This is a genomic window from Duganella radicis, assembly GCF_009720825.1.
Lineage (GTDB): Bacteria > Pseudomonadota > Gammaproteobacteria > Burkholderiales > Burkholderiaceae_D > Rugamonas > Rugamonas radicis.
Genome location: NZ_WNKY01000005.1, coordinates 163,975 through 189,799, shown reverse-complemented (window position 1 = coordinate 189,799; position 25,825 = coordinate 163,975). Strand labels below are relative to the sequence as shown.

22 protein-coding genes are annotated in these 25,825 nt (G+C 57.3%); 11 read left to right on the top strand and 11 right to left on the bottom strand.

Annotated elements, in window-relative coordinates; genetic code table 11:
• Positions 1–27: 27 nt before the first annotated feature.
• Together GM676_RS08055 and GM676_RS08050 are read right to left on the bottom strand one after the other, a co-directional pair.
• A complete protein-coding gene (locus GM676_RS08055) occupies positions 28–1,938 on the bottom strand; it encodes a UvrD-helicase domain-containing protein (RefSeq protein WP_155463005.1) in 1,911 nt (636 codons plus the stop codon).
• Positions 1,935–3,860 (bottom strand): ATP-dependent nuclease, encoded by a 1,926-nt coding sequence (locus GM676_RS08050; protein WP_211923179.1) that lies wholly within the window; start codon positions 3,858–3,860, stop codon positions 1,935–1,937. The genes GM676_RS08055 and GM676_RS08050 overlap by 4 nt, the downstream gene beginning before the upstream one ends.
• 357 nt (positions 3,861–4,217) lie before the next feature.
• Between GM676_RS08050 and GM676_RS08045 the strand changes: the two genes are divergently transcribed.
• Positions 4,218–5,132 (top strand): DUF6236 family protein, encoded by a 915-nt coding sequence (locus GM676_RS08045; protein ID WP_155463003.1) that lies wholly within the window; start codon positions 4,218–4,220, stop codon positions 5,130–5,132.
• Between the two features lie 971 nt (positions 5,133–6,103).
• Here GM676_RS08045 and GM676_RS08040 read toward each other — a convergent pair.
• The 6 genes from GM676_RS08040 to GM676_RS08015 form a co-directional block, all read right to left on the bottom strand.
• Entirely contained in the window at positions 6,104–7,276 is a 1,173-nt protein-coding gene (locus tag GM676_RS08040; RefSeq protein ID WP_170304251.1) for a TniQ family protein, read from the bottom strand.
• Positions 7,221–8,999: a TnsD family Tn7-like transposition protein gene (locus tag GM676_RS08035; protein WP_155463001.1), complete on the bottom strand. Its 1,779-nt coding sequence runs from the start codon at positions 8,997–8,999 to the stop codon at positions 7,221–7,223. Before GM676_RS08035 ends, GM676_RS08040 begins: the two co-directional genes overlap by 56 nt.
• Positions 9,000–9,003: 4 nt before the next feature.
• On the bottom strand, positions 9,004–10,554 hold the full coding sequence (locus tag GM676_RS08030) for an ATP-binding protein (protein WP_155463000.1): 1,551 nt from the start codon (positions 10,552–10,554) through the stop codon (positions 9,004–9,006).
• Complete coding sequence (locus tag GM676_RS08025) at positions 10,551–12,905, bottom strand: TnsB C-terminal domain-containing protein (RefSeq protein WP_170304250.1); 2,355 nt, start codon at positions 12,903–12,905, stop codon at positions 10,551–10,553. The genes GM676_RS08030 and GM676_RS08025 overlap by 4 nt, the downstream gene beginning before the upstream one ends.
• A gap of 1 nt (position 12,906) precedes the next feature.
• Positions 12,907–13,818, bottom strand: coding sequence for a PDDEXK family nuclease (locus GM676_RS08020; protein ID WP_155462998.1), 912 nt, complete (start codon positions 13,816–13,818; stop codon positions 12,907–12,909).
• Positions 13,819–13,908: 90 nt separating this feature from the next.
• On the bottom strand, positions 13,909–14,337 hold the full coding sequence (locus GM676_RS08015) for a helix-turn-helix domain-containing protein (protein ID WP_155462997.1): 429 nt from the start codon (positions 14,335–14,337) through the stop codon (positions 13,909–13,911).
• 312 nt (positions 14,338–14,649) lie between these two features.
• On the opposite strand from GM676_RS08015, the gene GM676_RS08010 reads away from it, so the two are divergent.
• The 8 genes from GM676_RS08010 to GM676_RS07975 all read left to right on the top strand — a co-directional run bounded on the left by GM676_RS08010 (position 14,650) and on the right by GM676_RS07975 (position 21,614).
• Positions 14,650–15,294, top strand: a complete 645-nt coding sequence (locus tag GM676_RS08010) for a TetR/AcrR family transcriptional regulator (protein WP_155462996.1) — start codon at positions 14,650–14,652, stop codon at positions 15,292–15,294.
• Positions 15,295–15,463: 169 nt separating this feature from the next.
• Positions 15,464–16,117 (top strand): protein-L-isoaspartate O-methyltransferase family protein, encoded by a 654-nt coding sequence (locus GM676_RS08005; RefSeq protein WP_155462995.1) that lies wholly within the window; start codon positions 15,464–15,466, stop codon positions 16,115–16,117.
• Between the two features lie 11 nt (positions 16,118–16,128).
• On the top strand, positions 16,129–16,452 hold the full coding sequence (locus tag GM676_RS08000; RefSeq protein WP_155462994.1) for a rhodanese-like domain-containing protein: 324 nt from the start codon (positions 16,129–16,131) through the stop codon (positions 16,450–16,452).
• Positions 16,453–16,539: 87 nt separating this feature from the next.
• Positions 16,540–17,862, top strand: a complete 1,323-nt coding sequence (locus tag GM676_RS07995; RefSeq protein WP_155462993.1) for a TolC family outer membrane protein — start codon at positions 16,540–16,542, stop codon at positions 17,860–17,862.
• Between the two features lie 150 nt (positions 17,863–18,012).
• Complete coding sequence (locus GM676_RS07990) at positions 18,013–18,747, top strand: SDR family oxidoreductase (RefSeq protein ID WP_155462992.1); 735 nt, start codon at positions 18,013–18,015, stop codon at positions 18,745–18,747.
• Positions 18,748–18,759: 12 nt separating this feature from the next.
• The gene (locus tag GM676_RS07985) at positions 18,760–19,662 is read left to right on the top strand and encodes an SDR family NAD(P)-dependent oxidoreductase (RefSeq protein ID WP_155462991.1); all 903 of its coding nucleotides are present in this window, start codon (positions 18,760–18,762) and stop codon (positions 19,660–19,662) included.
• Positions 19,663–19,749: 87 nt separating this feature from the next.
• The gene (locus tag GM676_RS07980) at positions 19,750–20,709 is read left to right on the top strand and encodes a hypothetical protein (protein WP_155462990.1); all 960 of its coding nucleotides are present in this window, start codon (positions 19,750–19,752) and stop codon (positions 20,707–20,709) included.
• On the top strand, positions 20,706–21,614 hold the full coding sequence (locus GM676_RS07975; protein ID WP_155462989.1) for a UbiA family prenyltransferase: 909 nt from the start codon (positions 20,706–20,708) through the stop codon (positions 21,612–21,614). The genes GM676_RS07980 and GM676_RS07975 overlap by 4 nt, the downstream gene beginning before the upstream one ends.
• A gap of 4 nt (positions 21,615–21,618) precedes the next feature.
• Here GM676_RS07975 and gloA read toward each other — a convergent pair whose 3' ends face one another.
• From gloA to GM676_RS07960, 3 genes are read right to left on the bottom strand one after another with little or no spacing between them, the layout of a single operon-like run.
• Positions 21,619–22,026: a lactoylglutathione lyase gene (gene gloA / locus GM676_RS07970; protein ID WP_155462988.1), complete on the bottom strand. Its 408-nt coding sequence runs from the start codon at positions 22,024–22,026 to the stop codon at positions 21,619–21,621.
• 39 nt (positions 22,027–22,065) lie between these two features.
• A complete protein-coding gene (locus GM676_RS07965) occupies positions 22,066–23,388 on the bottom strand; it encodes a PQQ-dependent sugar dehydrogenase (protein ID WP_155462987.1) in 1,323 nt (440 codons plus the stop codon).
• A gap of 17 nt (positions 23,389–23,405) precedes the next feature.
• Entirely contained in the window at positions 23,406–23,645 is a 240-nt protein-coding gene (locus GM676_RS07960) for a hypothetical protein (RefSeq protein WP_155462986.1), read from the bottom strand.
• 132 nt (positions 23,646–23,777) lie between these two features.
• Between GM676_RS07960 and GM676_RS07955 the strand changes: the two genes are divergently transcribed.
• A complete protein-coding gene (locus GM676_RS07955; RefSeq protein ID WP_155462985.1) occupies positions 23,778–24,845 on the top strand; it encodes a DUF3667 domain-containing protein in 1,068 nt (355 codons plus the stop codon).
• A 63-nt stretch (positions 24,846–24,908) separates the two neighbouring features.
• Entirely contained in the window at positions 24,909–25,817 is a 909-nt protein-coding gene (locus GM676_RS07950) for an NAD kinase (RefSeq protein WP_155462984.1), read from the top strand.
• The last annotated feature ends 8 nt before the right edge of the window (positions 25,818–25,825 follow it).

Here is a 25,825-nt window from a genome sequence, read left to right as displayed (position 1 = left end):
CTATTGCGTCCTAAGACCTGGCGCCTCTCACAGGTGCTCAATATTCCATCCTTTTGCTCGAAGCAGATCTTGGGATTGTGCCGATACTCGGTCAACGTTGGCCCCTATGCATAAGAAACTGGTTGGGCGGGACATAGCCACATATAGATTACGAAACTGCCCCATCAAAAGTTTTTGTGTTGGTGGCGCTGACTGGCCAACCAACACCTTAAGCGCTTCCTCTAGGTCAAAACGCTGGCTGTTGCCACCGTGAGATTCGAGTACCAATGTAGCGAGGTGCGTTTCTCCCTTCATCGAAGCCACGGTTCCGATGGGGATAGTCACTTGTCTCTGCTCATGCACCACCGTACATTGATACTGCTCGGTCCCTTGGATCTCGACTGAATATGCCGGTTCCGCGAAGACTTCCAACTGCGAAAAGGCATCTAAGCGCATGGTGGGTGGAAGCAACGGCTGCAAATATTGAAATACCAAAGCGGGGACAGCACCTCGTTCGGCTGGCCGGCTGTAATCTGCCTTGCGGATCAGGAGTTCGCGTACTAGGCGGCGCAAAGGCATGACGTCATGTTCAGCATGCAACAGTTGCCGAATCAGTTGCGGTGCATCGCGCACATCGGCTATGGCAGGGGCTCTAGCAGAACGAAGCACCAACAAGATGGCACGCCGCACCTCCATCGCACTATTCGCAAACGTTCCCTTGCTACGTGCGGTTGCACTAGCATGGGACAATAGTGCCCAGAACCGTTCAGGCCTGTTGCTGTCATTGGCCGCATCACCAGCCGAAGCCGGCCAATAATCGCCGAGATGGCGTCCAGGACTGGCCTTCGCGTCACCTTGTTTGCGGGTGCACATCGCTTTGACGAGGCCGTCGCGTAATTCAGCATCTTCGAAAAGCTCTAGCACACGACGACCGAATGTCGGAATGACATGTTCTACACGTTCCGTTGCGTAAAGGATCAGTAGCGGAGCGCGGACATCAGCGCGTTCACCCGTAACGGGGGTGCCGGCTAGCTGTACTCCGGCGACCGCGCTGGCTATTTGCGGGCCGAAGCGCTTGCTTACGCTGATGGGAAGCGCGGTAGGTTGTGGAAAAGTCAGGAACTCGGCACCGTTATCTTGCGTCAGAATGCGTTGATTGACGTCACCGTACCGCTGGACGATGGAGCGCCCGGCGAAAATCTGCTGAAGCAATTGCTCCTGCTGCCAGGATGTGTCCTGCATCTCGTCCATGAATACGCATGGGAAACGCAGTGTGAGGCGATCGATCAACGAAGGGTGGTGCCGCAACAATCTTTCGGCGTAAGCGAACATGTCCGCGTAGCGGAACACGCCTTGCTGTGCGAGTTCTTCCTTTATCTCGGACATAACCGGATATGTCTTTGACGTCGGTTTGGGCAGGCTACCGCCTTCGCTCGCAAGTTGCAGATCTGGTCCCTGGTAGATAAGCCCTGCCACTTTCGAAGCGACCCCTTGGTTCTGCTCCATGCTATACCTGAGTGATCCGTTGGCTTTTGCCTTACGCAGTGCACGCTGAGCGAACGCGTCGTCATCGATGACATCGACGCCGATTCCGACGCTGCGCAAATAGGGGAGCGCCAGGAACTGATTGACGAAGGCGTGGATGGTGCCAATGAAATGGGGATATGAGAGTAGGCGCGCACCTTCGCTGCTACGCGCCAGGCGTTGTCTGATTTCGTCACGCGCGATATTGGTATGGCTCAGCACGCAGATGCCGCGTCGTGCGTGTGGCCACTTGCGCGACAACAGCAATAACTTGGCTGCTAGGATGGTTGTTTTCCCGCTCCCCGGAGCCGCATTGATATCGCGCGAATTGCCTTCCAACAGTACCGCCCGTCGCTCGGCATCGGCAAACTGCAAGTCCGCAGCCAAGGTCGCCAGCGCGTCTAAGTCCTCCTGCGTAATAACGGGCAGCGTCATGGCGTCGTTGGTCTAGGCGTCAGGTGCTGCAGTGCTCGCTGCAGATAGGGAGGCAGCCTGTTGAACAAGTCATCTCCGGCGCCGTATTTTTTTGTTGCCAAGAGATGGGCGGCGTACTGGGCGCAAACTGCCTTGGAAGCTTTCTTCTCGTGTAATGGCTGATATATAAGGGCTGCAAGCTTATCGTCGGAGTGACCTGCCGTCTTTAAAGCGGTCCACTCGTCATGTGCGACAGTTAGCGCCAGTAGTTCATCCTTCTCATCGAGCATTTCGTCTTTGGTTTTCGCTGCCTTGGCCAGTGCGATGGCGCAGTACATTAATTCACCGCAACCAAAGCGTGCCAAGTCATATTCAAACGTCCAGCGATCGGAGACACAGACGATCGTGCTGCCTCCTTGCGCGCGTGTTTCCTTCCCTTTGACCCGATCAGCAAGCTCCAGATCCGTGTAATCCGAGTCAAAACGCTTTTCGTTCGACTTGTCCACGTAATCGGTCGCGGCATCTGGCACGACATCGCGATCAGTCAGACAGGCGACCGGAATAGGCAATACAACTTTGTCGTCGGCCCGTTGCAAGATGCGGGCATAGTGGTAAAGGCCGACGCTGCCAACGTTCACAATCGAAACGCCATGATCGGAAAACGAACGATCGCAAGCTTTGGCCAGCGCCGGCAACAGTAATGCCTCTGCCGGACCTTCAACAATGGCGACGCCACGGGCGAAAAACAGGTTAGCCTTGGTCGCGTCAATAAAGCGCCGCAGAAATTCGTAGTCGCTGGTCTTGAGCTTGGTCTGGCCATGCCCTAGCGGAAAGAGCTGGCCGTTGCTGACCAAGGTCAGGTGCGCTATGTCAGCGCCGGCGGCAAGTGAAGGACTATGGGTGCTCATTACAACTTGGACGGAGCGCTTGCCTTGGTCAACTTGGCTTGACTTCTTCTCAAGCAAGATTTGAACACGCTCCTGTAATTGTGGATGCAGGTGGGCTTCCGGTTCCTCAATGAGGAGAAGGGCCAGCTCGTCGCCGTCACTAAGCAGTACCAGCTCCGTAGCCATGAATAGGGCGTTGTTATAACCAAGGCCGCGCGTGCAGCGTTCATCAGGTGTGATATGTCCCTTCGGCTGCAAACTCAGTTCAAATTTTTCGAGAATAGCTTGTAGTGAGAGATCGGGGGCTATGCGAATCCGGGAAGCGAGGTGATCACCGGAGAAGGCGAACTCCTTTAGGTACTGTGTATTGATCGCTTGCTCAACACCACCGATTACGGCATGCTTTCCCAAGTGGTGTTGGGCGAAGGCCATCATGCCAACTAGGTTTTTTGGGATGGCGGCAGGATTGGCAGCGTCGAAGTCATTCTTTTCCTGTCCCTCGATGTCTTTATGAGCGCCAAGAATTTGCGACAAGCGCGAGAGCCGTCGCGGACTTAGCTCCGCTTCGGCGTCGCGTAAAGGGCGTAGATAAGTGGCTCGCACTAAGTCACGCACGGCTGCGCCAATCTCCGGACCATCTCCCTGTTTTCCGGCTCGTGTGACTGCCTCTACGCGCTCTCGCTTGCCGTGGCGTGAAGCGATGCGGCGGGCGGATAAGTGCAAGGTCAGAGACACGCTGCCATCGGGCTCGTAGGACAGCCACTCTACAACGGCAGCTTCCTGGTCTGGCGACAGTCCAGCAAGCGTTGCTTCGATAAACAGCGAATCGGCCCGTGTACTTCCTGCAATGTGAAAATCGGTGTCGAGCAAGCGGATGAATTCGTAGCTCGTGGTCCAGAGCACCTGGCGGATCGCGTCGATCACGGTCGACTTGCCCGCATCATTCTCGCCGACGAGGATATTGAGACCTGGCGAAAGCTCCCAGTCCAAGACGGGCGTCCTTTCGCCATTGCCGAATACTCGGAAATTTTGGGCTCGAATTCGTTTTAGGAACACGGGATGGCACCTATATAGGATGTTGGACGACACAGCTATTCGCGAAATTGCCGTGACAGCAACGCAACAAAGTTGATGGCTCCGGCGCAACCCTCATGATTCGATGATAACAATTTTGTTCAGCGGAAATCTCTCATATTCTCACCCTAAGCACTGGCAACTAAGGAGGTGTGCAACTGTCATCAACTATGGTCAAGTCAACACTAATCGATTGCTCATCACAATCAGGCTTCTTAATGGCCAGATCGAACAAATCTTCCGGGCGCCGGTTTCCAGCGCGTAATGCACCCAATCGGCCAATCGTAATGGATTAGATTAGTATTCCGGCTGGATAGAAATAATTAAGAAAGAGATTACATGGGTGAAAGCAAACACCGGAAACAATCAGAACTCGACTATGGCAAGCGGCCCAAAGGGGGACGGGGCATTATGCTAGTCCCCGACTTCATCGAACCACGACGGAACGGAGGACTCGAAGCACATAAGCATTTGTCGGCGGAACAACTTCGGTTCGCGTTACTTTTCTGGGACCGCATCGCTTGGCCATCAGTGCGCTTCTTCCAAGGCGACAATAATGTTGAGACGGACTTTCTCATGAAGGCCGGTGTACTGGTCCGGCCTGAAACTCAGTTGGCCCCCAGTTCCATGTCGGTAGGACGATGTCTCGCAAATGCGTATTTCGACGTTTTTCAGAAGTTAGAGAACAAAGAGCCTGGGCGCTGGAGCTTGGCCGCAGAGACAGATGCCGACATTAGAGCTTTTCTAGGTGACATGGTAGTTCCAGATCGAGGAGTCAATGTGTCACTGCATAGAGCTATCCCAGTGCCGAGAGGGGACGCGCCGCTCGAAGATATCCTGGAATTCAAATTGAAGAGGGATCCCGAATTGTTGGCACTGCGCGAGGAGATAGACACCGCTCGGCGATTGGTGACAAGCTCGACAGATCGAGCCCAGGAATTCGCAACTCAATGGGATCGCATTGACGGTGCGTGTCGAGATTTGCTGTTAGTGTCCCGCGAGATGAAAATGCCGATTCGTATCGCAGATATGTCGTTTGGCCTCGAAATTACAGGTGGAGCGATTTTAGCCGCCATCGGCGCCGCAGCAACTGCGTACACGCTCAAGGAAACAAATACTTTAGTGACGTCATTGGCTTCAGCGGGAGCATCGTGTGTCAAGTTCGCGAAAACCTACGGAACAAGGCGTAATCTGCTGAAGAAGTCTCCCCTCCGATACGTGCATCACTTCCATGAGGATATCGATTGGCAGTAGTGGAACCTGAGGACCATAACTTACTCCGAAGCGCCCTATGCTGAACTAGATGGTCTCGCAAAGCCAGTCCCAGCATGGGGGGCTCGAACGGAAGAAACGTTTTTCTCGGCCAAGCCTTTGGAATATCCCAAAAAGCGATAATCTCCATCGCGGATTCCAGGTCGGCCGCTTGTGCAATATCATAAAGTTCGAGCGTGATCGAGTGGAGGAGCCCTATCTTCCTATGGGGGCTGGCACTTTAGTATTTAACAGCTTAGGGTATTGATGCAACACGGGTTCTTATCCCAGCGCCACGCCCGGGGGGTGATCGAGAGCTGGCGCCAGGAACACTACAATGAGCTCATGTGGCAATCCGACGCTAAAGCAATTTGCGGCACGATTTTTAACACCGGACTCTACTGCGGTTTCGTACTAAATTGGGTAGCAGGTCAAGATAACTTTGCTATTGAGAACTGCTCATTCGGCACCGTTTGGCTACCTGCAGTCGCGGTTTGGCACACATCACTGCGCCCATAATCGAGTGGCGGCTCAGCATGTGATTCGCTAGGGGAATGCTAAACAGGATGCGGTTACTCATGCTAACCGCTGGTTAGTCTAAATTTGCTAAAAACGCCTTATTTGCTGGACAGCAAATAACGTCTATTTCGCTAAAATCAACAAACTTCGGCGCACGGACGGGACATAATTTATCCTTATGAAAATCTACAATGTTTGGACTGAAGGATTAGCCGCTACCTAATCTACCACTACTTGCCCTTTACGAGCTGACCGTGGCCGGTGCATACGCGGGTCCCATCTGGATTTAAAGAGCGGGGAGACTCACGCACACTCTGTACAAAAAACGTTACATTAAGTTGTTATAGTTGTCAAAGACAGCTGAAGGTCAGACTAAGCTTTCACATTACACGATTCAGGTGCGGCGCTTCCAGAATATTTGCCCATTCTTGATCCAGCGCTCCGGGGGGGGCAGTTTATGGAAACAGCTTTAGTTGCGTCGTTACACAAGCTGCGGGAAGGTATTCATCGAGCCAGCGTTTATCGTGGATGAGCAGCCAACGAAATGATTTCGGCGCGGCTCTGGAAAATTCGTTGCGCTTCATCGCTGGTGCTTGCTCAAGCAGATTTATACACGACTTCCTATGAACTATTGCCTCTGATGGCATAGAGGTAACGGCACCCTCTTGTTCGGGACCTTTGTTAGACATTATCTCTTCCCATCTGCATCGATCTGAGAAGGTTTCCCAGCAGCCAAATAATTTATAGATCAGTAGAGTTAAGTATTGCGAGCTTGGAGCTATGCGAGATGCCAGTGCGGTGCGCGTGCCATGCGCACCGCGTAACTCCGTCTGCAGCAGCCATGTGAGAGGCAGCTTCAAGTCAACCAGGGGGGAGTGGAGGTAATCCATTAGAGCCTGCTTATCGACTGCACCTTGCTTATCCAGAAGGCTCTGCTCTTTCAAGACATACAGAAATGCTGCAGCAGCGTCGGCTTTTTGGAAGTTGGCCCGTGATGAATTTTCAAGAATGGCCATATCAATCTTCGCCAAACAATCCCAGCGTTCAAGAACATCGCTGTTTGCGCTAAAACTTGTACAGTCTGAGTACACATCATCAGGAAGCAGTAAGCGATTCTTCACACCCTTAAATCCTCGAAGGACCATCATTAGTGGGCGTTTGTGTTTGCTGCAGATGAGTGACATTGGAAGCTGGTGCGAGCGATGCCAATAGGTATCTCCGAATTGTTTTTTCTCTTCTTCGATGCATGCACCACATGCACGCCAAGGAAGGTGTGCGCCGAAGCAAAGCTGGCCCAGGCCATGCCGTGCTTCGAGAGGCGAACGCTTGGCTACTCCAGAGTGCCAGGGCAATTTGCCAGTCCACGCAAAGTGCGGCAGAAGTGTGAAGTGGTCTAATACACTCTTTGCTGTGCCGTAAACGTAGCTTGTCTCTTCGCAAAATTGCGCAACATTGACAGGATATTCGTCAACACGGCAGTTTGATGCCTGCCCCAATAGATGCCGACAGGCGTCGAGATCCGATCGATAAACATTTCTCGATCGGATCCTCGCGACTAGGCTATGGAGAGTTTCATCCTCGCGTGGAAGGGGAAGTTGAAGTAGCCGGTTTTTTGAGTTGATTAACATGTTTCGCATAGGGGCGCGGTGCTAGTTCCCCTTTCTTGCCGGCCCTGCTTGTCCTGAGTCTATAGGAACGACCAGGATTGTCGAATTCTCGAGTCGGATCGGGGCCGCTCCAATCTCGAGAGATATTTCTCCTTGCAAGGTAGTCTGACACTACTTGTGCGGAGGTACCCGTACCTCTCGGGCAATCCTCAAAATGCGCGATGACTGCCCGGCATTTATGATATTCCAGTCGCGAGATGGTCCTGATAACATAATCTGGGGTGTCGGTATCTATGAGGGAATGCAGTAGCCATGCAATGCGACGAGCGTAAAAGTGCCATTGTCCTTCAGCATAGGTCTCCAGCATACCGATTGCCAGCGGATACTCGTCCACTGTAAGAGTTCGCTTTTTTTTCATGTGAGATTGAGCCGATTTAATAATGCGATTCTTTGTAACCCAGATAGGCCAATCGTTGGCTTCATACAGTTGCTTGGCCGCCTTTTCGATGGCTTGTGCCCACAACTGGTCATCATCTGCCAGCTGTGCGGTGAGAACCCTCGGCTGAATTTTCTTACGCCGACGTGGCATGGTTTGGAGCTTATTCTCCAATTGCTTGAACATTGCCGGATCGAGTTTCAGAAGCCGACGCATGGTTCCTGTGTGAGACGCCCAAAGCTGGGTTATATCGGAGTGGTAACGTAAGGCAGCTTGCTCTAGCTGCGCAAACAACTTATCGGCAGCGTTAGCTGCTTCCTGCTCTTTGCTGGATTCGAGGTTGTCATGTTGGCTGACCTCTTGCGTAATTGCGATGGCTTTCTCACGAAACACCTTGTATGAGCGGAACAAAAAGAAGGACATCAGAATATGCCGATAAAGTGGCGATTCTGTATTTGACTTCTCCTCAAAAACCTTCAGCCAACCCGTGTTTCTCTTCTTGCGGAATGCAGGATCGATTCGAGACAGTAGCGCTGGGCCGAAGAAGGCAATGACGCGTTTGATGAGTAGCTGCCGGTTTATACGAAACGCTCCATATTGCATGCCTAGTGCGTGTGCTTGCTGGCGATATAGCTGGGCAAGCTGGGCTCGGGTCAGTTGAATTGATTCCGCTTCGATTAAATCATGTGCGAACTGGGCGAGCTGATGTTCGTGCTTTGTAGGTTCGGGGACGGGCCGGGATGCGAGCGCCTTAGTGTTTAAGCCGCAAGAGCATCCTCGCCAAGCCGTCTCGACCAACTGATTCGGCAAGGAATAGGGGCAACTGCAATCAGGGCATCTTTCTAGCAGCGCCGCTCCATGACGCCAGCATGTAGTGATGCCAGGGATTTGATGGGACCGATGTAAATACGGCCACCCATGTTCCTCTTTATCTGCGATCAAGCAATGAGGGCAGATCTTCATCAACCCTTTTTCTCCGACGATCCATCTTACGGATTGCGATTTGGGTCCGGATTTGTGTTCAGTGCCCACGTAGAACTGTTGGAACAATGGGCGCAAAGTGCTTTTGATCTCAATAAAATCTAGATTGTCGCGAGCGTCTCCCGGAAGGCGGGAAGCCAATTTTTGCAGATTCGGCTGTACCAATGCGGAGAGGCTGAACGGAAGCCTCTCGAACAGCTGCTGAAAGGTGACCAGGCTGCTCAAATTACCACTTTGGATATGAAAACGAGTTACACGTGATGCTATGTGCTCATAAGGCAAACCGGATGGAAAATGCGTAAGAATTGTTGATGCTCTTTTGCTCAACCTGCTAACTCCTGTCGTTGTGATTGTCGATTACTTCTGCAAGGTCCTTAACCAACAGGCGCTTCACTCCTTCCGATCGCATGTCCGCGGCTTCTAGTCCTGCGATTATTTTTTTGGCTTTTTGCTCTTTGTTATTTTCTCTAGCTCGTTTTGCGATCATTCTTTTTGCCGTCGATTCAGCGTGAGTTGCCCCTTGCTGTGGCGATACAAAAGGAGGGGCGCCTTCCGCAGATGCGCTCGTCGTCGGAAGAGTGTTTTTCGTGCTCGTCTTTTTCTTTTGATCGCTTGATGGTGCGGCGCTTGAGGAGCTGTCGCCTGATGATTCTCTAGGCTCTGATTTGTTCCATCTCTTGTAGTAGTCCTCCCACGGAATATCTTCAAAATCTTGTAGGGCGAGCGCATCCTTATTACAAAAAGCGCGAATGATTGTGCGTTCTCCTTCGTCGAAATCTGGGCCATTGAAGGCAAGATCGAGATGGTCTCTAGTGATACGGCGCTCTTCTGTATCCAATGCTATTCGTTGTGCCGAAGCGATCACTCTTCCAGCAAAATCACGAATGCCGCCACAGTATTCAAAGAGAATACTGCCGTCTGGGTCAGCGACGCCTGGCGGTTCTGGCATGATGTTGTAGCCCCAGAATGCGGGGGCTAGAATGTTTCGATAGTTTTTGTCATCCTTCTCAAATGGATGCATCTGGATGCTTCCACCAGAACTGAATCTTCGAAGGTCCTGGCTGAAATGATTAATGAAGCGCATACCCATCGGATTGCCGATGAGGACGATTGGAATTCCAAAATTAAGCATCCGCAGGAAAAATGTTCTCGCTACCGTGCCGCGTGCACCGTCAGAAAAATTGGTGGCTTGAATCTCATCAATTATGAGCACCCCAACGGCATGCAGGGACAAGAGGATGCCTACTTGAACAGCAAGCTTTTCATTGGCGAGACTGGTTAGTCTGCGCTGCGTCGAGTAGTCCGTATCCAAGGCGACATCGATGGCTACGAGGATTTGGTACAGCAGTCCGCCTATGGAACCGTCATGGCTCATGCCGACGTAAAGTACGGGGATCTGATAAAAATGCGTCCAGTCTGCCGCCTCCGATCTGCCATGTTCAATTCGAGGAAGGAATTGATCTATCGCTCTGCGGATCTCATACGTTTTTCCCAGGCCAGTGATGCCATCGAATTTCATGCCTGCTGCAAATCCCGGTAACCAAGGAAGGTTCCGAAGCTCAGCGCCGGCGAAGCGCGAGATAGTAATCGCTCTTTTGCGAGCGCTAATTTCGGTCGGGTCTCTAGGAATGTAACCTTTCCTTATCAGACTATAGAGGCGGCTTGTCGAATCGGCTGAGGTCAGGCTTGGTACAAAAAACTCTTGAGCCATGACGGCAAGTAAATCATAGCGTGCTTGTTTGCTAATGCTCGCCATATCCAGACCTTTTAATGGCGAGGAACTCAATCGCTGATGGAGGTTCTGGTCAGTCAGAATGCTGTCAATGGGAGCCAAGAAAGGGTTGTTCCTTGCGCTAAGAAGAAGGTTTTTTTGAGTGCTCATGATTGTGCCTTCCCGCCCATAAATTCAAGAAGCTTATTCATTCGGTGTTGTTCTAAGCTATTTAATGTCGATGACGTCGGGGAGCTCGCAGAATCCTGAATATCAGGTCGGGGTGGCGATGGTGGCTCCGGCTCCGAGGTAGGGGCGAAAGTTGCGTAGTCGGCTAGCGCCGCATCCAGGGATGAACGCTTTTCTTCAGCTTGTGCCTCTTTTATTCCTAGTGGAGGCCTTCTCGCTTCTGTGGCCTCCAGGGCAGCAGCATGCGCCTTTTGACGTTCGTGCTCCTTCATTACCGTCTCCTCACGCATTGATGCCAGGTCCGCGTTGTCTTGGTCAACCTTTCCGGCGGAAAGGACATTCAAGAGACGCTCTTCATCATTCAGGCCGCAAAGATCGCTGATCGTTCCTTCTTTGATGAGTAAAGCATCGCCGAGGATGTTAGGGATGCAGTGAATCCCATTGTCATCGATAATGTAGACGCACGAAAGATCGTCAGGGTCAGCGCGCACTTCGATATGTGTGGTTCTCCGATGTATGGCTTCCCGCATCATTCCGCTTTCCACCAAGTAGGCGTCGTTGAAGCGTGCGCCGCGGAGTAGCTCGACCACGTCTCCGGTCGCCGGCCTATGAAGGACAATTCCGTCGCGTCGAATACTAGCTTTGTACCGTGGAAGCAAATGTGCGCGTAACAGGTCCAATGGCAAAGGTCTTCCGGTGCTATAACCATTGGTGATGGCCCACTTAAAAATGCCCAAACGGTTCCGCGGAAGCTCTTCCTTTCTTGACGCGAAGTCCCGCCGCATTTCTGCTGGGATTTCGCTGAGGGGCAGTTGCTTTCTAACGTTGTACCAGTGAACCCAATCCAGTAGCATGCGCATGTAAGCAAACCTTGATAGCACTGCATTCTCAATTGGTGGCGTTTCACCGCGTTCGCGCTGCCGACCAAAAGTCGCGCCGGGGAGCTTCTGGTCTAACGTCTTATGGCGCAACTGATGCCCTGTCTCGGATGGGCTATTCAAATCGGCTCTCCTGGCCGGGACGTATTCGATACTTCGTTTCAACTCATCTCCAATGGAAAACATCGCGTCCTTGCATCGCAGTTCGCCGTTGTCAGAGTGGTATCTGGAAAAGAAGATCGAGGGAAAGTCACTTTCCGGAAAGTTCAAGCCGTACTTTCTCAGCTGGTTCTTCTTGCTTTCCGCTGCGCGTAATATCGCAAGCTTCGCGTCTTCCGCTTTGGGATTATTGATCGATAGCGACCAGCCAACGAATAGTCCAGAATAGACGTCTCGAACGAATACTGCACGTCCAACGCCGATTGGCTGACATGGATTTGTGATTGAAACTGTGTGTACATCGATTGGGGAAGCGTCAACTGAACCTGTCTGTCCAATTGCTGTGAGGCCGTCGGTAGCGGTGCCAGAGAGGGGGCGAAAGTCTCTCAGCCATTTACCTTCGCCCATTATTCGTCTGGCGGCGCCGCCATCGGCGACGGACTGCGTACCTCTATACATGAACTCGTTGTAAGTAGGACGCAAATGCTTAGGTAGAAGCTGGGGCATGACAACCCCATTTTTATACTCATTGCCGCTGTTGTAGAACATTCTTCCCATGAGATCGTACGCATCTTTGGAGGTGGTTCCTGGGCTAATAAGTTGAAAGCAATCTTCAATATGTTGAATATCGTCGTGAGTCAGCATAAGTCCTCGCTGCTCATCGTCTCCCAGTTTGGCTGCAGTATTTTTGCGGCCAAGCTTTGAGTTTTTTCCTACGCGCTTCTGGCCTGGATTGCCACAACGACCTAATCGGTTCGGCAGCAAGCTATTGGTCAGACAGTGAAAAGCGTAGAAACGATGGAGCGCGTCGAACACCTGGCCTGGGCTGACGCCGGCGGCTTTGGCGCGTTCGGTGACCAAGCTATCGAGATAGCTTAGGTTGGGCGGTATCGCTCCTGTTCCCAAAGGAGGTGGGACGATTGGTTCGATAAGTGACCATTTGAAATCGCGAGTCTTCAATGCTTTGGGCCGATCCTCCGAGTTCTTTGTGCGTGAGAATCGTACGGTCAACTGCTCGTCACTCATCATCCAAAATGGCGGGAGTTGAAGATTGGATGGCTTTATCAAGCCCTGCATTAGCCATTCACGTAACTCTGATAGCTGTATGCGCTGGAAACCTCCAGCGTAGTAGTACTTCTGTTTGCCTTCGCCACGAATACGCACTTCTGGTATTCCGATGACTGTGGCACCGTTCAGGCTTACCTGAATGTCCAACAGACGGAAAGTATTAGGTAGAGGCAAATGGTCCTTTAAGCAGGCGTAGATTGCGCCAGCTTGAAGATCAACGTTGTCCATGTCATACCCATCCAAAGAATTTTTCGCGAAGCTGCTGCCTAAACTTCTGCCCGCCGGCTGGTGCCGGGTACGAGTGCAGTGGTTCGACGCGCGGATCGATGTCGATATACTGGTGCCAAGCGCAGTGGCTGTAGAGCACCCAGGCTTCGCCAATGTTGATTCGGCATACCTTAGCTGCATGTGAGACAGCATCCCTAATTGATACATTGCGATGTGCGTTCATCTCGTCAATGAAGCGATGCAAGCTGGCTAGTAAATGCTGATGTTCATTCAAGTCCGAATGTACTACCCACTGATCTAGATTTGCCGCGAGAGTGTCAGGGACGATGCCGCTGTAAATTAAATCGTAAGGCGCAGCTATCTCCATTGAATAGCGCCGCTCAAGTTCGAGGCGCTCAGCTGTTCTCCAGGGAACTTTGTAGTCCTCCGTTGCGAACGGTTTTAGGGCGAAGAGGAATAGACGAGCTGTGCCGTCAACAATAACTGTCGCAGCTAAATCGATTGTTGCGATATATGGGATGTTTGTGCCGACTTCTTGACCGTGCTCAATGCCGGCTTCTTCCGCGATTTCAAGAAGGCCTCTAACCCGGCCGAGATTCGGCGGCGCGAACTCTGCACCTTGTAAGGGATGGGGGTGTGCGGTCGGCCAAATAGGATACTGCTCTCTCAGATCAGCAACGCCAAGCCAGAGCAGCAGCATCGCAGTGCGATACTCTCCTCGAGACATATAGGTTGCTATCCGCCCGAGCGGTACGACCCATCCTTGTACCTGATTGGATACTTTAGACGTGTTTTTTCTACGGAGCTGCAACCAAGGCCGATAAAGCCTGCGATGTCCAGATCCATCTCCTGCGAGGATGCGCTCGCAGATTTTCTTAAATACCAGTTCCTGACGCCGTGTGACCGTATTCATAAAACATCCTGCGGGGCATGAGTCACCTGGTTCCTCAAGAAGAAACCGGTAACTGCGCGGCCGAAGTGTTCTATGAATCAGCCGCCACCGCTACTGCCCCAGATCTTTCTCAACATTGCCTGAGGCCGCGCGAGTCACTCGTAACTGACTTTCGTGCATTTTGATAACCTCAGGCAGCTTTAATGCGTACTCAATTAATTCAATTTGTGCCGGATGAAGATCGTTGATCTGTTTTCTTAATCCGTTAAAAATCCTATAGGTCTCAGTTGAGGTGCCTTTAGGAAGTTCCATTCTTCGTTGGGACAAATCCAGAGCTTCTTCCAAGCGACGCTCCCATCTGCGGTCCAAATCGAAGGCCTCAATTAGTTTTGCAATGAAATCCGCGCTTGGAGGGCCTTTTTTGCCGACCTCTATGGCTGATACATAGCTCTGCTCGACATTAAGTTTTAGTGCGAACTCGACTTGTGTCAGGCCACACCATGTACGTAATTCCTTCATCAAAATTGAGAACGGGCTCATAAGCAATTTACTGCCTTAAATAGAACCTTCTGCGGAGTATAAAAACGCCACAGAAGGAGTTGCAAGATAATTTTTTGTAATTCCAGCTATAGTCAGCGATAAAATTCTGTAATTCAAACAGTTGTTGGAATTGTTCGTTGTTTTATCACGACATTCTCAATATATTGTTCGTTCAAGTTTTTATTCCGTGTTCAAGTTCTTATTCTCTGTTTAAGTTCATATTCCTGCTTGCCAGCAATGCGATCCGCTTGACGCTCCCCCGCCTTGCGTTTATATTAATGACTCACAAGTAAGTTACTTTCACCTACACCCATGCAAGCCCCTCAAGACACCAAGCCACGCTGGGAGCGGCGCAAGGACGCGCGGCCGCAGGAGTTGCTGGCGGCTGCGCTGGATCAGTTCGTGGAGCGCGGCTATGCCGCCACCCGCCTGGAAGACGTCGCCAAGCATGCCGGCGTCTCCAAGGGCACGCTGTATTTGTATTTCACTAACAAAGAAGAATTGTTCAAGGCCGTGGTGCGCGAGAGCATCGTTGCCACCATCGGCCAGGCCGAGCAGGACGCGGCGGTGTTCGAGGGCAGCAGCAGCGAGCTGCTGCGCGCCTTGCTGATGCGCTGGTGGGACCAGATCTGCGCCACGCCCATCGCCGGCGTCACCAAGCTGATGCTGGCCGAGGGCCATAATTTCCCGGAACTGGTGAAGTTCCACAATGAAGAGGTGGTGGCGCGCGGCAGCGCCCTGATCACCGGCGTGCTCCAGCGCGGCATCGCCAGCGGCGAGTTCCGCCCGGTCGATCCGGCCGTCATGACCCAGGTCCTGATCGCCCCGGTCATGATGCTGATGATGTGGACCCGCTCCTTCATGCCGGCCTGCCAGATGCCGCCGGTCGATCCGCACGTGTTCCTGGACACCTTTATCAGCACCACGCTGGTCGGCCTGGAGGCGCCCAAGCCGTGAGCGCCGCCCCGTATTTTTCCATCCAGCTTGCCTTTTTCGCAGGTTCACCCCCCTTAAACTGCAACCTGTCGCAATTTCCCGCCAATCTGTCGTCGAATCGTTAATATGTGCCTCGATGCCAGTTCAACGATAAAATGACGGATTATTTAATCCCGACCCGAGTCTCAAGATGAATATCGAACAAGCCCGCTTCAACATGATCGAACAGCAAATCCGTCCTTGGGACGTCCTGGACGCCGAAGTCCTGGAGTTGCTGCACGTTGTCAAACGTGAAAACTTCGTGCCGGCCGCGCACAAGGCGCTGGCCTTCGCCGACATCGAAATCCCGCTGCCGGGCGGCGAAGCGATGCTGGCGCCGAAGATCGAAGCCCGCCTGCTGCAAGACCTGGCCCTGAAGAAGCACGAGTCGGTGCTGCTGGTCGGCGCCGGCACCGGCTACCTGGCCGCGCTGCTGGGCCACAAGGCGCAAAAGGTGACGGCGGTGGAAGTGTCGCCGGAACTGAAGGCGCTGGCGGAAAAGAATCTGGCCGACAACGGCGTCACCAATGTGACCGTTGAGCTGGGCAACGGCGCGCAAGGCTGGTCCAACGGCGCCCCGTTCGATGTGATCGTGGTGTCGGGCTCGCTGCCGGTGCTGCCGGAAGCGATGTTGCAACAACTGAAAGTGGGCGGTCGTCTGGCGGTCATCATCGGCCAGGCGCCGGCGATGAAGGCGCAGCTGATCACCCGCACCGGCGAAGCCGGCTACGACACCCGCACCCTGTTCGAGACCAACGTCAAGGCGCTGGCATCGGCAGTGGCGCCGTCGCAGTTCAAGTTTTAAGCGGGTTCGCCATGCAGCAGATTACCGCGCTGGAGCTGGCCGACTGGCTGGCAGACGACGCGCGTCCCAACCCGATGTTGCTGGACGTGCGTGAAAACTGGGAGTTCGAGACCTGCCGCATTGAAGGCTCGGTCCAGATCCCGATGAATACCATACCGGCGCGCATCGATGATCTCGATGAGGATGCGGCGATTGTCTGCATCTGCCATCACGGTGCGCGCAGTATGCAGGTGGCCGCCTTCCTGGAGCGTAACGGCTTCGGCAAGATGATCAACCTGACGGGTGGCATCCACGCCTGGGCGCTGCAAGTCGATAGCACGATGGCCAAGTACTGATGGCCGGCGCGCTGTCGGCCGGCGCGGCGCCAGGGAAGCAGTGTTTTTGATTTGTTCAACTTTTTGATGACTCCAACGGAGATTGCAATGCAGAGACCCCTTATCGCCGTGCTGATCGCCAGCGCCTTTTTGACGCTCAACGCACAGGCGGCCGACCTGCTCCAGGTGTACCAGCAAGCACTGGCCAATGACGCGACCTACGCCAGCGCCCGCTCTTCGCTTGCCGCCGGCCAGGAACGCATCACCCAGGGGCGCTCGGGCCTGCTGCCGACGGTGTCCGCCAGCGGTTCCAATACCCGCAACACCGGCGACGCCACCTCGTCGGAATTCTTGACCGGCAACACCATCAAGAACGACACCGATTACCACGCCAACACTTACACCGTGGCGCTGTCGCAGCCGCTGTTCAACTGGGGCGCGTGGGAAACCTACCAGCAGAGCAAGCTGTCGCAAGCCACGGCCGAGGCCACTTTCTCGCAAGCCCAGCAAGACCTGATCGTGCGCGTGGCGCAGGCTTACTTCGACGTGCTGACCGCGCAGGACAACCTGACCGCGACCCAGGCGCAGAAAGTGGCCACCACCGAACAGCTGGCGTCGGCCAAGCGCAATTTCGAGGTCGGCACCCAGACCATCACCGACACCCACGAGGCGCAAGCCGCGTACGACCTGGTGGTGGCGCAGGAATTTGCCGCGATTAACGACCTGGACAACAAGCGCACCGCGCTGCAAGTGATCGTCGGCCAGAGCACGGCCGAGCTGGCGCCGCTGCGCACCGGCGTGACCATCGCGCCGCCGTCGCCGGCCACCGTGGACCCTTGGATCAGCTCGGCTGAAACGCAGAATTACGCGGTGATCGCCGCCGGCCTGAACGTGGAAATCGCCAAGCGCGAAATCTCGCGCAACCGCGCCAACCACCTGCCGACCGCCAGCCTGATCGCCAGCACCTCGCACCAGCGCCAGACCGGTGGCGGCAGCACCGTCAACAACAACGCCATCGGCGTCAGCTGGAACATCCCGATCTTCAACGGCTTTGCCGTGACCAGCAAGGTGCGCGAAACCATCGCGCTGGAAGACAAGGCACGCAATGATCTGGAGGCGACCAAGCGCGCCGCCGCCCAGACCGCGCGCCAGGCCTTCCTCGGCATGACCAGCGGCCTGGCCCAGGTCAAGGCGCTGGAAGCGGCCGAGGTGTCGAGCAAGTCCTCGCTGGACTCGAACAAGCTGGGCTATCAGGTAGGCGTGCGTATCAACATCGACGTGCTGAATGCGCAAAAGCTGCTGTACTCGACCCAGAAGGACCTGTCGAAAGCGCGCTACGACACCATCATGAATGGCCTGCGCCTGAAATCGGCCGCCGGCTCGCTGAAAGAATCCGACCTGGCACCGATTAACGCGCTGCTGGTGCACTGATTACTCCCCTAACCGGCCTGTGTGGCCGGTTTTTTTTCGCCCATATTATTAGTAAAAATTGCATAGTCATAGCAAATTTCATGGCTTTATTCCAACGCCGCGCAGGCGGATACTAGCTCCATCGCAACCAAACAACGAAGGAGCAAGACCATGAAACAAGTAGCTATCGTGACTGGCGCATCCCGCGGCATTGGCGCCGCCATCGCCCAACGCCTGGGCAAGGACGGCTTTGCCGTGGTGGTCAACTATGCCGGCAACGTCGCCGAGGCCGACAAGGTGGTCGCCGCCATCCACGCCGATGGCGGCAAGGCCATCGCCATTCAGGCCGACGTCGCCAGCAGCGCCGACGCGCGCCGCCTGTTCGAGCAGACCATCGCCCAACTGGGCCGGGTGGACGTGCTGGTCAACAACGCCGGCATCATGCCGCCGCAACTGCCGCAGCTGGCCGCCACCGACGATGACACCTTCGACCGCTTGGTGGCCGTCAACCTGAAAGGCAGCTTCAACACCATGCGCGAAGCGGCTGGCAAGCTGGAGCAGGGTGGCCGCATCATCAACTTCTCGTCCAGCCTGGTCGGCACGCTGCTGCCTGGCTACTCGGCCTACGTCGCCACCAAGGCCGGCATCGAAGCCATGACCAGCATCCTGGCCAAGGAGCTGCGCGGCAAGAACATCACCGTCAACGCGGTGGCGCCAGGCCCGACCGCCACCGCGCTGTTCCTGGACGGTAAAACGCCGGAACTGATCGAGCGGCTGGCGAAGATGACGCCGCTGGAGCGCCTGGGCCAGCCGGAAGACATCGCCAACGCTGTGTCCTTCCTGGCCGGCGCCGAGGGCGGCTGGATCAACGGCCAGACGCTGCGCGCCAACGGCGGCATGGTTTAAGGAGAACACATCATGAGCAAAGCGATTATTCTCGTTACTGGCGCCGGCACCGGCATCGGCCATCTGTCCGTGAAAGCGCTGGCGCTGGCAGGCCACACGGTGTATGCCTCGATGCGCGACATCCACGGCCGCAACGCCGCCAAGGTGCGCGAGCTGCGCGACTGGGCCTTCGCCCATGGCGCCGATGTGCGTGCGGTGGAGCTGGATGTGTTGTCGCAGGCGTCGGCCGACGCGGCGGTGGCCGCCATCATGGCCGAGCGCGGCCGGCTGGATGTGGTGGTGCATAACGCCGGCCATCTGGTGATCGGCCCGACCGAGGCCTACACGGCGGAGGAAATCAGCAAGGTGTTCGACACCAATGTCCTCGGCACGCAGCGCGTCAACAAGGCGGTGCTGCCGGTGATGCGGGCGCGGAAGCAGGGACTGGTGCTGTGGGTCAGCAGTTCGACCACGCGCGGCGGCTTCCCGCCTTTCCTCGGCCCGTATGCGGGGGCCAAGGCGGCCATGGATTCGATCGCGGTGACCATGGCGTACGAGCTGGCGCGCTTCAATATCGAAACTTCGATCGTGGTGCCGGGCGCGTTCACGGCGGGCACCGACCACTTCGCCAACGCCGGCAAGCCGGCCGACCAGGCCACCAGCGCCGCCTACGCGGTCTACGATGGCCTGATGGATCAGGTTGGCGCGCGCCTGACCGAGTTGATGCCGCCGGAAGCCGATCCGGCGGCGGTGGCGGCCGACATCGCCCGCATCGTCGGCCTGCCGCATGGCACGCGCCCGTTCCGCTCGATCACCGACTTTGTCGATGACGGCGTGACGGCGGTCACCGAGGTGGCCGAGCGGGTGCGCGTGGAGTTTGCCGAGCGCATCGGCATCGCCGACCTGCTGCGTCCGTCCGGTGCGGCGATGGACTAAAAGTCAAAGAGGAGGTAGTATCCGGCGCTGTTAGTAAATCGTTAAAGCCGCATGACTACCTCTTTGAATCGTAAGCAGTTTCTTGTTTTGACCGCCACCTTTGCCGCGCTGGCGTTGTTCGTGATGATCTGGCGCTGGGGCGGCACCGTGGAGGATTCGCAAGCCTACTTCGATACCGCGCGTTACCTGCGCGGCGAAATCCCGGCCAGCGAACTGCGCGCGCCGTTCCCGTATCGTCTGCTGGCGCCGGCGCTGGCCGCCGCCATTCCTGGCAATACGCGCCACAGCTTCGCCCTGCTCAACTGGCTGTGCATCAGCGCCACCGCCGTGATGATGGCGCTGGCCATGCTGCGCGTGCAGGCCGGCCGCAACGCCGCCGTGATCGCCGGTCTGCTGATGATCCTGTCGGTGCCCACCTTCTGGTACGCGCCTTACCTGCTGACCGATCCGGCCTCGATCTGCGCCCGCACCGCGTTCGTGCTGGCGGTGCTGTCCGGACAGCCGTGGTTGGCTGCGCTGGCTGGCATCTTGGGATCGGCGGTGCGCGAGGAAAATATTCTGCTGTTGGTGTGGCTGCTGGCCATGCGCCGTATCGCAGTCCTGCCGGGCCTGGCCGCGCTGGCGGCGGCCGGCGCGTGGATGGTGGCGGTGCGCTGGTGGCTGATTCCCGGCTTGCCGAGCTATGTTTGGGCGCCGAGCATTCATACCGTGATTACGGCTTTGCAGGATGTGCGTTCGCTGGCCTCGCTGGCGACAGCGGTAGGCGTCGTACTGCCGCTGGCGCTGCTGGGCATGCGCGGCACCGGCAGCACGACCGCCGCCCCCGCCCCCGGCACCGCGTCCGTGGCGGCTGCACACGCCGCCGGGGCTATGCTGCGGCCACTGAAGTCGCTGTTGCTGTTGATGGCGCTGCCGCCGCTGTATGCCGCGCTGTGCGTGCGCGTCGATGGCCGCGCCATCTGGGGCCTGTACCCGATGCTGGTGCCGTTCGCCGCCATCTGGCTGGCCGCGCGCCTGCCGGGCGGCACCGCGAAAGCCGCGGCATGAGCAGCGCCGAACTGCAACTGACCCGTCAGCCCTCGACCGCGCGCGCCCTGTGGCAAGGCCTGCGCCCGCGCCACTGGCTGAAAAACCTGCTGGTGTTCGTGCCGATGTTCGCCGGCCATGCGATCAGCGGCGCCACCGCGCTGCAATCGCTGCTGGCCTTCGTGGCGTTCTGCCTGTGCGCCTCCAGCGCCTATCTGCTCAACGACGCGATGGACGCCGAAGACGACCGCCACCATCCCATCAAGCGCCACCGCCCGATCGCCAGCGGCGCGCTGTCCGCAGCGCTGGCGCGCGCCGTCAGCGTCGTGCTGGCACTGGCGGCGCTGGGCCTGTGCGCCTACTACGGCTGGCTGCTGCTGGCGGCCGTGGCGGTGTATTTCGGCGTCACGGTCACCTATTCGGCCTACCTCAAGCGCCTGCTGATGGTGGACACCGTCACGCTGGCCCTGCTGCACACCTTGCGCGTACTGGGCGGTTGCGCCGCCACGCGCATCGAACCGTCGTTCTGGCTGCTGGCGTTTTCCTTCTTCCTGTTCCTGTCGCTGGCCCTGCTCAAGCGCCACAGCGAACTGTTCAACCTGGAGCAGGTGGGCAAGGATAAAACCTCGGGACGCGGCTACGCCACCGCCGACCGCGCGCCGATCGGCATGCTGGGCATGAACAGCGCCTTCGTGTCGGTGGTGATTTTCATGCTGTACTTTAATTCGGAGAACGTGCTCAGGCTGTATCGTCATCCAGCCTGGCTGTACGGCATCGTGCCGCTGGCCATGCTGTGGCTGGGACGCTTGTGGGTGCTGTCGTTCCGGGGCGAGGTCAACGAAGACCCGCTGCTGTACGTCAGCAAGGACCCCGTCAGCCTGGCAGTGATCGCGGCCTGCGCCGCACTGGGCGCGGCCGCCGTGTGATGTCTTACAGGCCGGCGCCCTGGCCGTCGAAGCTGCGTTCGATCAGCTCGATTTTGTAGCCGTCGGGATCGGTGACGAAGGCGATCACGGTGGTGCCGCCTTTCACCGGGCCCGGCTCGCGCGTGACGTTGCCGCCATTGGCCTTCACGGCGGCGGCGGTGGCGTAGATGTCCTCGGCCGAAATGGCGATGTGGCCATAAGCCGTGCCCATGTCGTAGCTGGTGGTGCCGTAATTGTAGGTCAGCTCCAGTTCAGCGTGGTCCGGATTCGAGCCGTAGCCGAGGAAGGCCAGCGTGTACTTGTATTCCGGATTGTCGCTGGTGCGCAGCAGTTTCATGCCGAGCACCTTGGTGTAGAAATCGATGGAGCGTTGCAGGTCGCCGACTCGCAGCATGGTGTGCAGGATGCGCATGTTTAAATCCTTGTCTGTGAAAACCAGACAAGGATTTTATCAGCGGCTGGCCGATTGCGCTGAGGACGGCGCCACCCGCCACACCACGTTGCCCACATCGTCCGCCACCAGCAGCGCGCCCTGTCCGTCCACCACCACGCCCACCGGCCGACCCTGCGCCTTGCCATCGCGCGTGAGGAAGCCGGCCAGGAAATCCTGCGGCGGCCCGGACGGCTTGCCGCCGCTGAACGGAATGAACACCACCTTGTAACCGCTGTGCGGCTTGCGGTTCCACGAGCCATGCTGGCCGATGAACACGCCGCCCTGATAGCTCTGCGGGAACAGCTTGCCATCGTAGAAGGTCAGGCCCAGCGAGGCCGTGTGGCCGCCCAGCGCGTAATCGGGCACGAGGGCCTTGGCCACCAGCTCCGGCTTCTGCGGCTTGACGCGGCTGTCCACATGCTGGCCGTAGTAGCTGTAGGGCCAGCCATAGAAACCGCCATCCTTCACCGAGGTCATGTAGTCCGGCACCAGATCGTTGCCCAGTTCATCTCGTTCGTTGACCGTGGTCCACAAGGTATTGGTCTGCGGCTCCCAGTCCATGCCGTTGGGATTGCGCAGGCCGGTGGCGTACAGGCGTGACTTGCCGCTGGCCAGATCCAGCTGCCAGATGGCGGCGCGGCCGTTTTCCGCTTCCATGCCGTTTTCCGCCACATTGCTGTTGGAGCCGACCGTGACGTACAGGTATTTGCCGTCCGGGCTGGCGATCACGTTCTTGGTCCAGTGGTGGTTGATGGTGCCGGCCGGCAGGTCCATCACCTTCACGCCCGGCGTGGTGATGCTGGTGGCGCCTTCCTGGTAGGGGAAGCGCAGCACGGCGTCGGTATCGGCCACGTACAGGTCCTTGCCGACCAGGGCCATGCCGAACGGCGAATTCAAACCGGCGAGATACACGCTGCGGCTTTGCGCCATGCCCTTGGCGTCCAGCCCGCGCAGCAGCGTGATGCGGTTGGCCGAGGGCGTTTCGGCGCCGGCCTTCTTCATCTCGAATTTCATCACCATGCCCTTGATGCCTTTGCTGTCGTCCGGCTTGGGCGGGGCGTTGGTTTCGGCCACCAGCACGTCGCCGTTGGGCAGCGTGTACAGCCAGCGCGGATGGTCGAGCCCGCGCGCGTAGGCGGTCACACTGAAACCGGGCGGCGCGCTGGGCTGCTGCTGCGCCGTCCAGGGTTCGGTGGGCGCCACGTTGAGCGTGGGGATGAGTTTGCGGTCCGGCTCCGGCAAGGCCGGGTTGGGGCCGTAGCCGGTCGGGTAGGACTGGGCCATGGCCAGCGGCGGCAGGCAGGCGATGGCGAACAGGAAGCGGGCGGTGTGCTGGCGCATGGGCGGCTCCTTTGCGATCAATCGCGCTTGGTTTGCGGCTGCGGCCGCGCCTTGGCGTCCTCGCGCGGCTTCTGCACGCCGCGCTGATTGTGCAGATCGGTGTCGACCATGCCGCTGTCGATATCGTTGGCCGCCTGGCGCATGATGCTGCGGGTCTTGGCACCGTTATTGTCGGGCGCCTCGTCGCGCTCATGCGGCATGCGCTTGATGCCGTCGTCCTTCACCTTGGCATCGGTATTGACGTGCTGGTCTTTCATGATGATGGCCTCCCGTGAGTATGCGGCCATGTTAGCCAGTTGGTTTTGCGTCAGTCGCCACCTTGAATTCTGACAACAGTGGCAAGAAGTCGTTTATCATTCAGACCACATTTCTTCACCGGGATTTTCTGCATGAGCACTGCCGCCAAGCTGGACAATTGCGCCAACTGCGAAACGCCGCTGAGCGGCCATTACTGCTCCCATTGCGGGCAGGAGGCGGTGTTGCACCACGCCAGCACGCGCGAGTTCCTGCATGAGTTCATCGGCCACTACGTGGCGCTGGAAGGCAAGCTGTGGAGTTCGTTGCGGCTGCTGATCCTCAAGCCGGGCGAGCTGACCAACGAATATATCCGCGGCCGCCGCGTGCGCTACGTGCAGCCGCTGCGCATGTACCTGACCTTTTCCGTGCTGTTCTTTGCGCTGTTGAAACTCACCGGTGGCGGCGGGACGCATGGCGATAGCAAGCTGGAAGGCCAGACCACCGCCGCCAAGGCGGTGGCGCCGGCGCGCGTGCTGGCCGATACGGTGGCGGCCGAACGGGACAAGCTCGGCAAGCCGCCAACGCCGGAGGACGCGGCCGGCAAATCGGCCGCCAAGGAAGCGTTGGCCGACATGATGAGCGAGATGGCGGCCGAGGACGCCAAATCGGAAATGCGCGCCGCCAAGGCGCAGGAATCGGCCGCCACCGACGCCAAGGCCGAGGGCAAGGAAAACGTCGATCTCAACATCAACGAGGAATACATCGACGGCAAGCTGACCGACTGGCCGCTGCTGCGCCGCCAGTGGCACGCGCTCAACCAGCTGCCGCCGGAAGAGCAGGTCAAGGTGTTCAAGAACGGCATGAGCCACTACGCGCCGTACGCCATCTTCCTGCTGATGCCGGTGTTTGCGCTGTTGCTCAAGGTGCTGTACCTGGGCTCGGGCCGCCGCTTCGGCGAGCACATGCTGTTCGCGCTGCACACCAACGCCTTTGCCTTCCTGACCTTCAGCCTGATCCTGCTGGCGCATTTTCCGCTGCTGCAATTCGCGCTGTGGTGCTGGCTGATCGGCTACCTGCCGTGGGCCATGCGGCGCGTGTACCATAGCAGCCGCTTCGGCACCTTCGCGCGCTGGTCGGTGCTGATGCTGGCCTATATGATCGCGTTGCTGTTTGCCGTGATGATTTCGGCCGGCATGGGCATTCTGTCGGTTGGCCATTAAACTTGCGCAAGATACTGTTTAAATGTACAGTGATGGCGCTCCCAGCATGAAGCAGAGATTTTTATGACCACCACGCACGCTGTTTTCCACACTATCGCACTGGTCGTGCGCCCGAATACCGACGGTATTGCCGAGTCGGTGGCCAGCGTGGTCGATTTCCTCCAGCAGCGCGGCTACGAGGTGGTGTTCGAGGAAACCACCGCCGCCCACCTGGGCGTGCAGCTGGACGATGCGCGCGTGCTGAGCGCGGCCGGCATCGGCGCCGAATGCGACGCCGCCATCGTGATGGGCGGCGACGGCACCATGCTGGGCATCGCGCGCCAGCTGGCGCCGTTCAATGTGCCGCTGATCGGCATCAACCAGGGCCGGCTGGGCTTCATGACCGATATCCCGCTGGAAGGCATGCACGATGCGCTGGGCCGCATCTTGAGCGGCAGCTACAAGGCCGAGCGCCGCACCCTGCTGGAGGGCCGCGTGATGCGCGGCGACGCCAGCATCCACGTCGGCATGGCGGTCAACGACGTGGTGGTGTCGCGCGGCGCCGGCGCCGGCATGGCCGAGCTGCGCGTGGACGTGGACGGCCAGTTCATGTACAACCAGCGTTCCGATGGCCTGATCATTTCGACCCCGACCGGCTCCACCGCCTACGCGCTGTCGGCCGGCGGGCCGCTGCTGCACCCGTCGCTGGGCGGCATCGTGATGGTGCCGATCGCGCCGCACGCGCTGTCCAACCGGCCGATCGTGCTGCCGGAGTCGAGCGAGATCGTGGTGGAAATCGTGCGCGGGCGCGACATCAGCGTCAACTTCGACATGCAAACCTTCGCCAGCCTGCAAGCGCAGGACCGCATCGTGATCCAGCGCTCGCCGCACGCGATCACCTTCCTGCATCCGGATGGCTGGAGCTACTACAATACCCTGCGCGAAAAGCTGCACTGGAACGAATATCCGTCCGGTGAGGGCAAGCTCGCCTAACCACATTT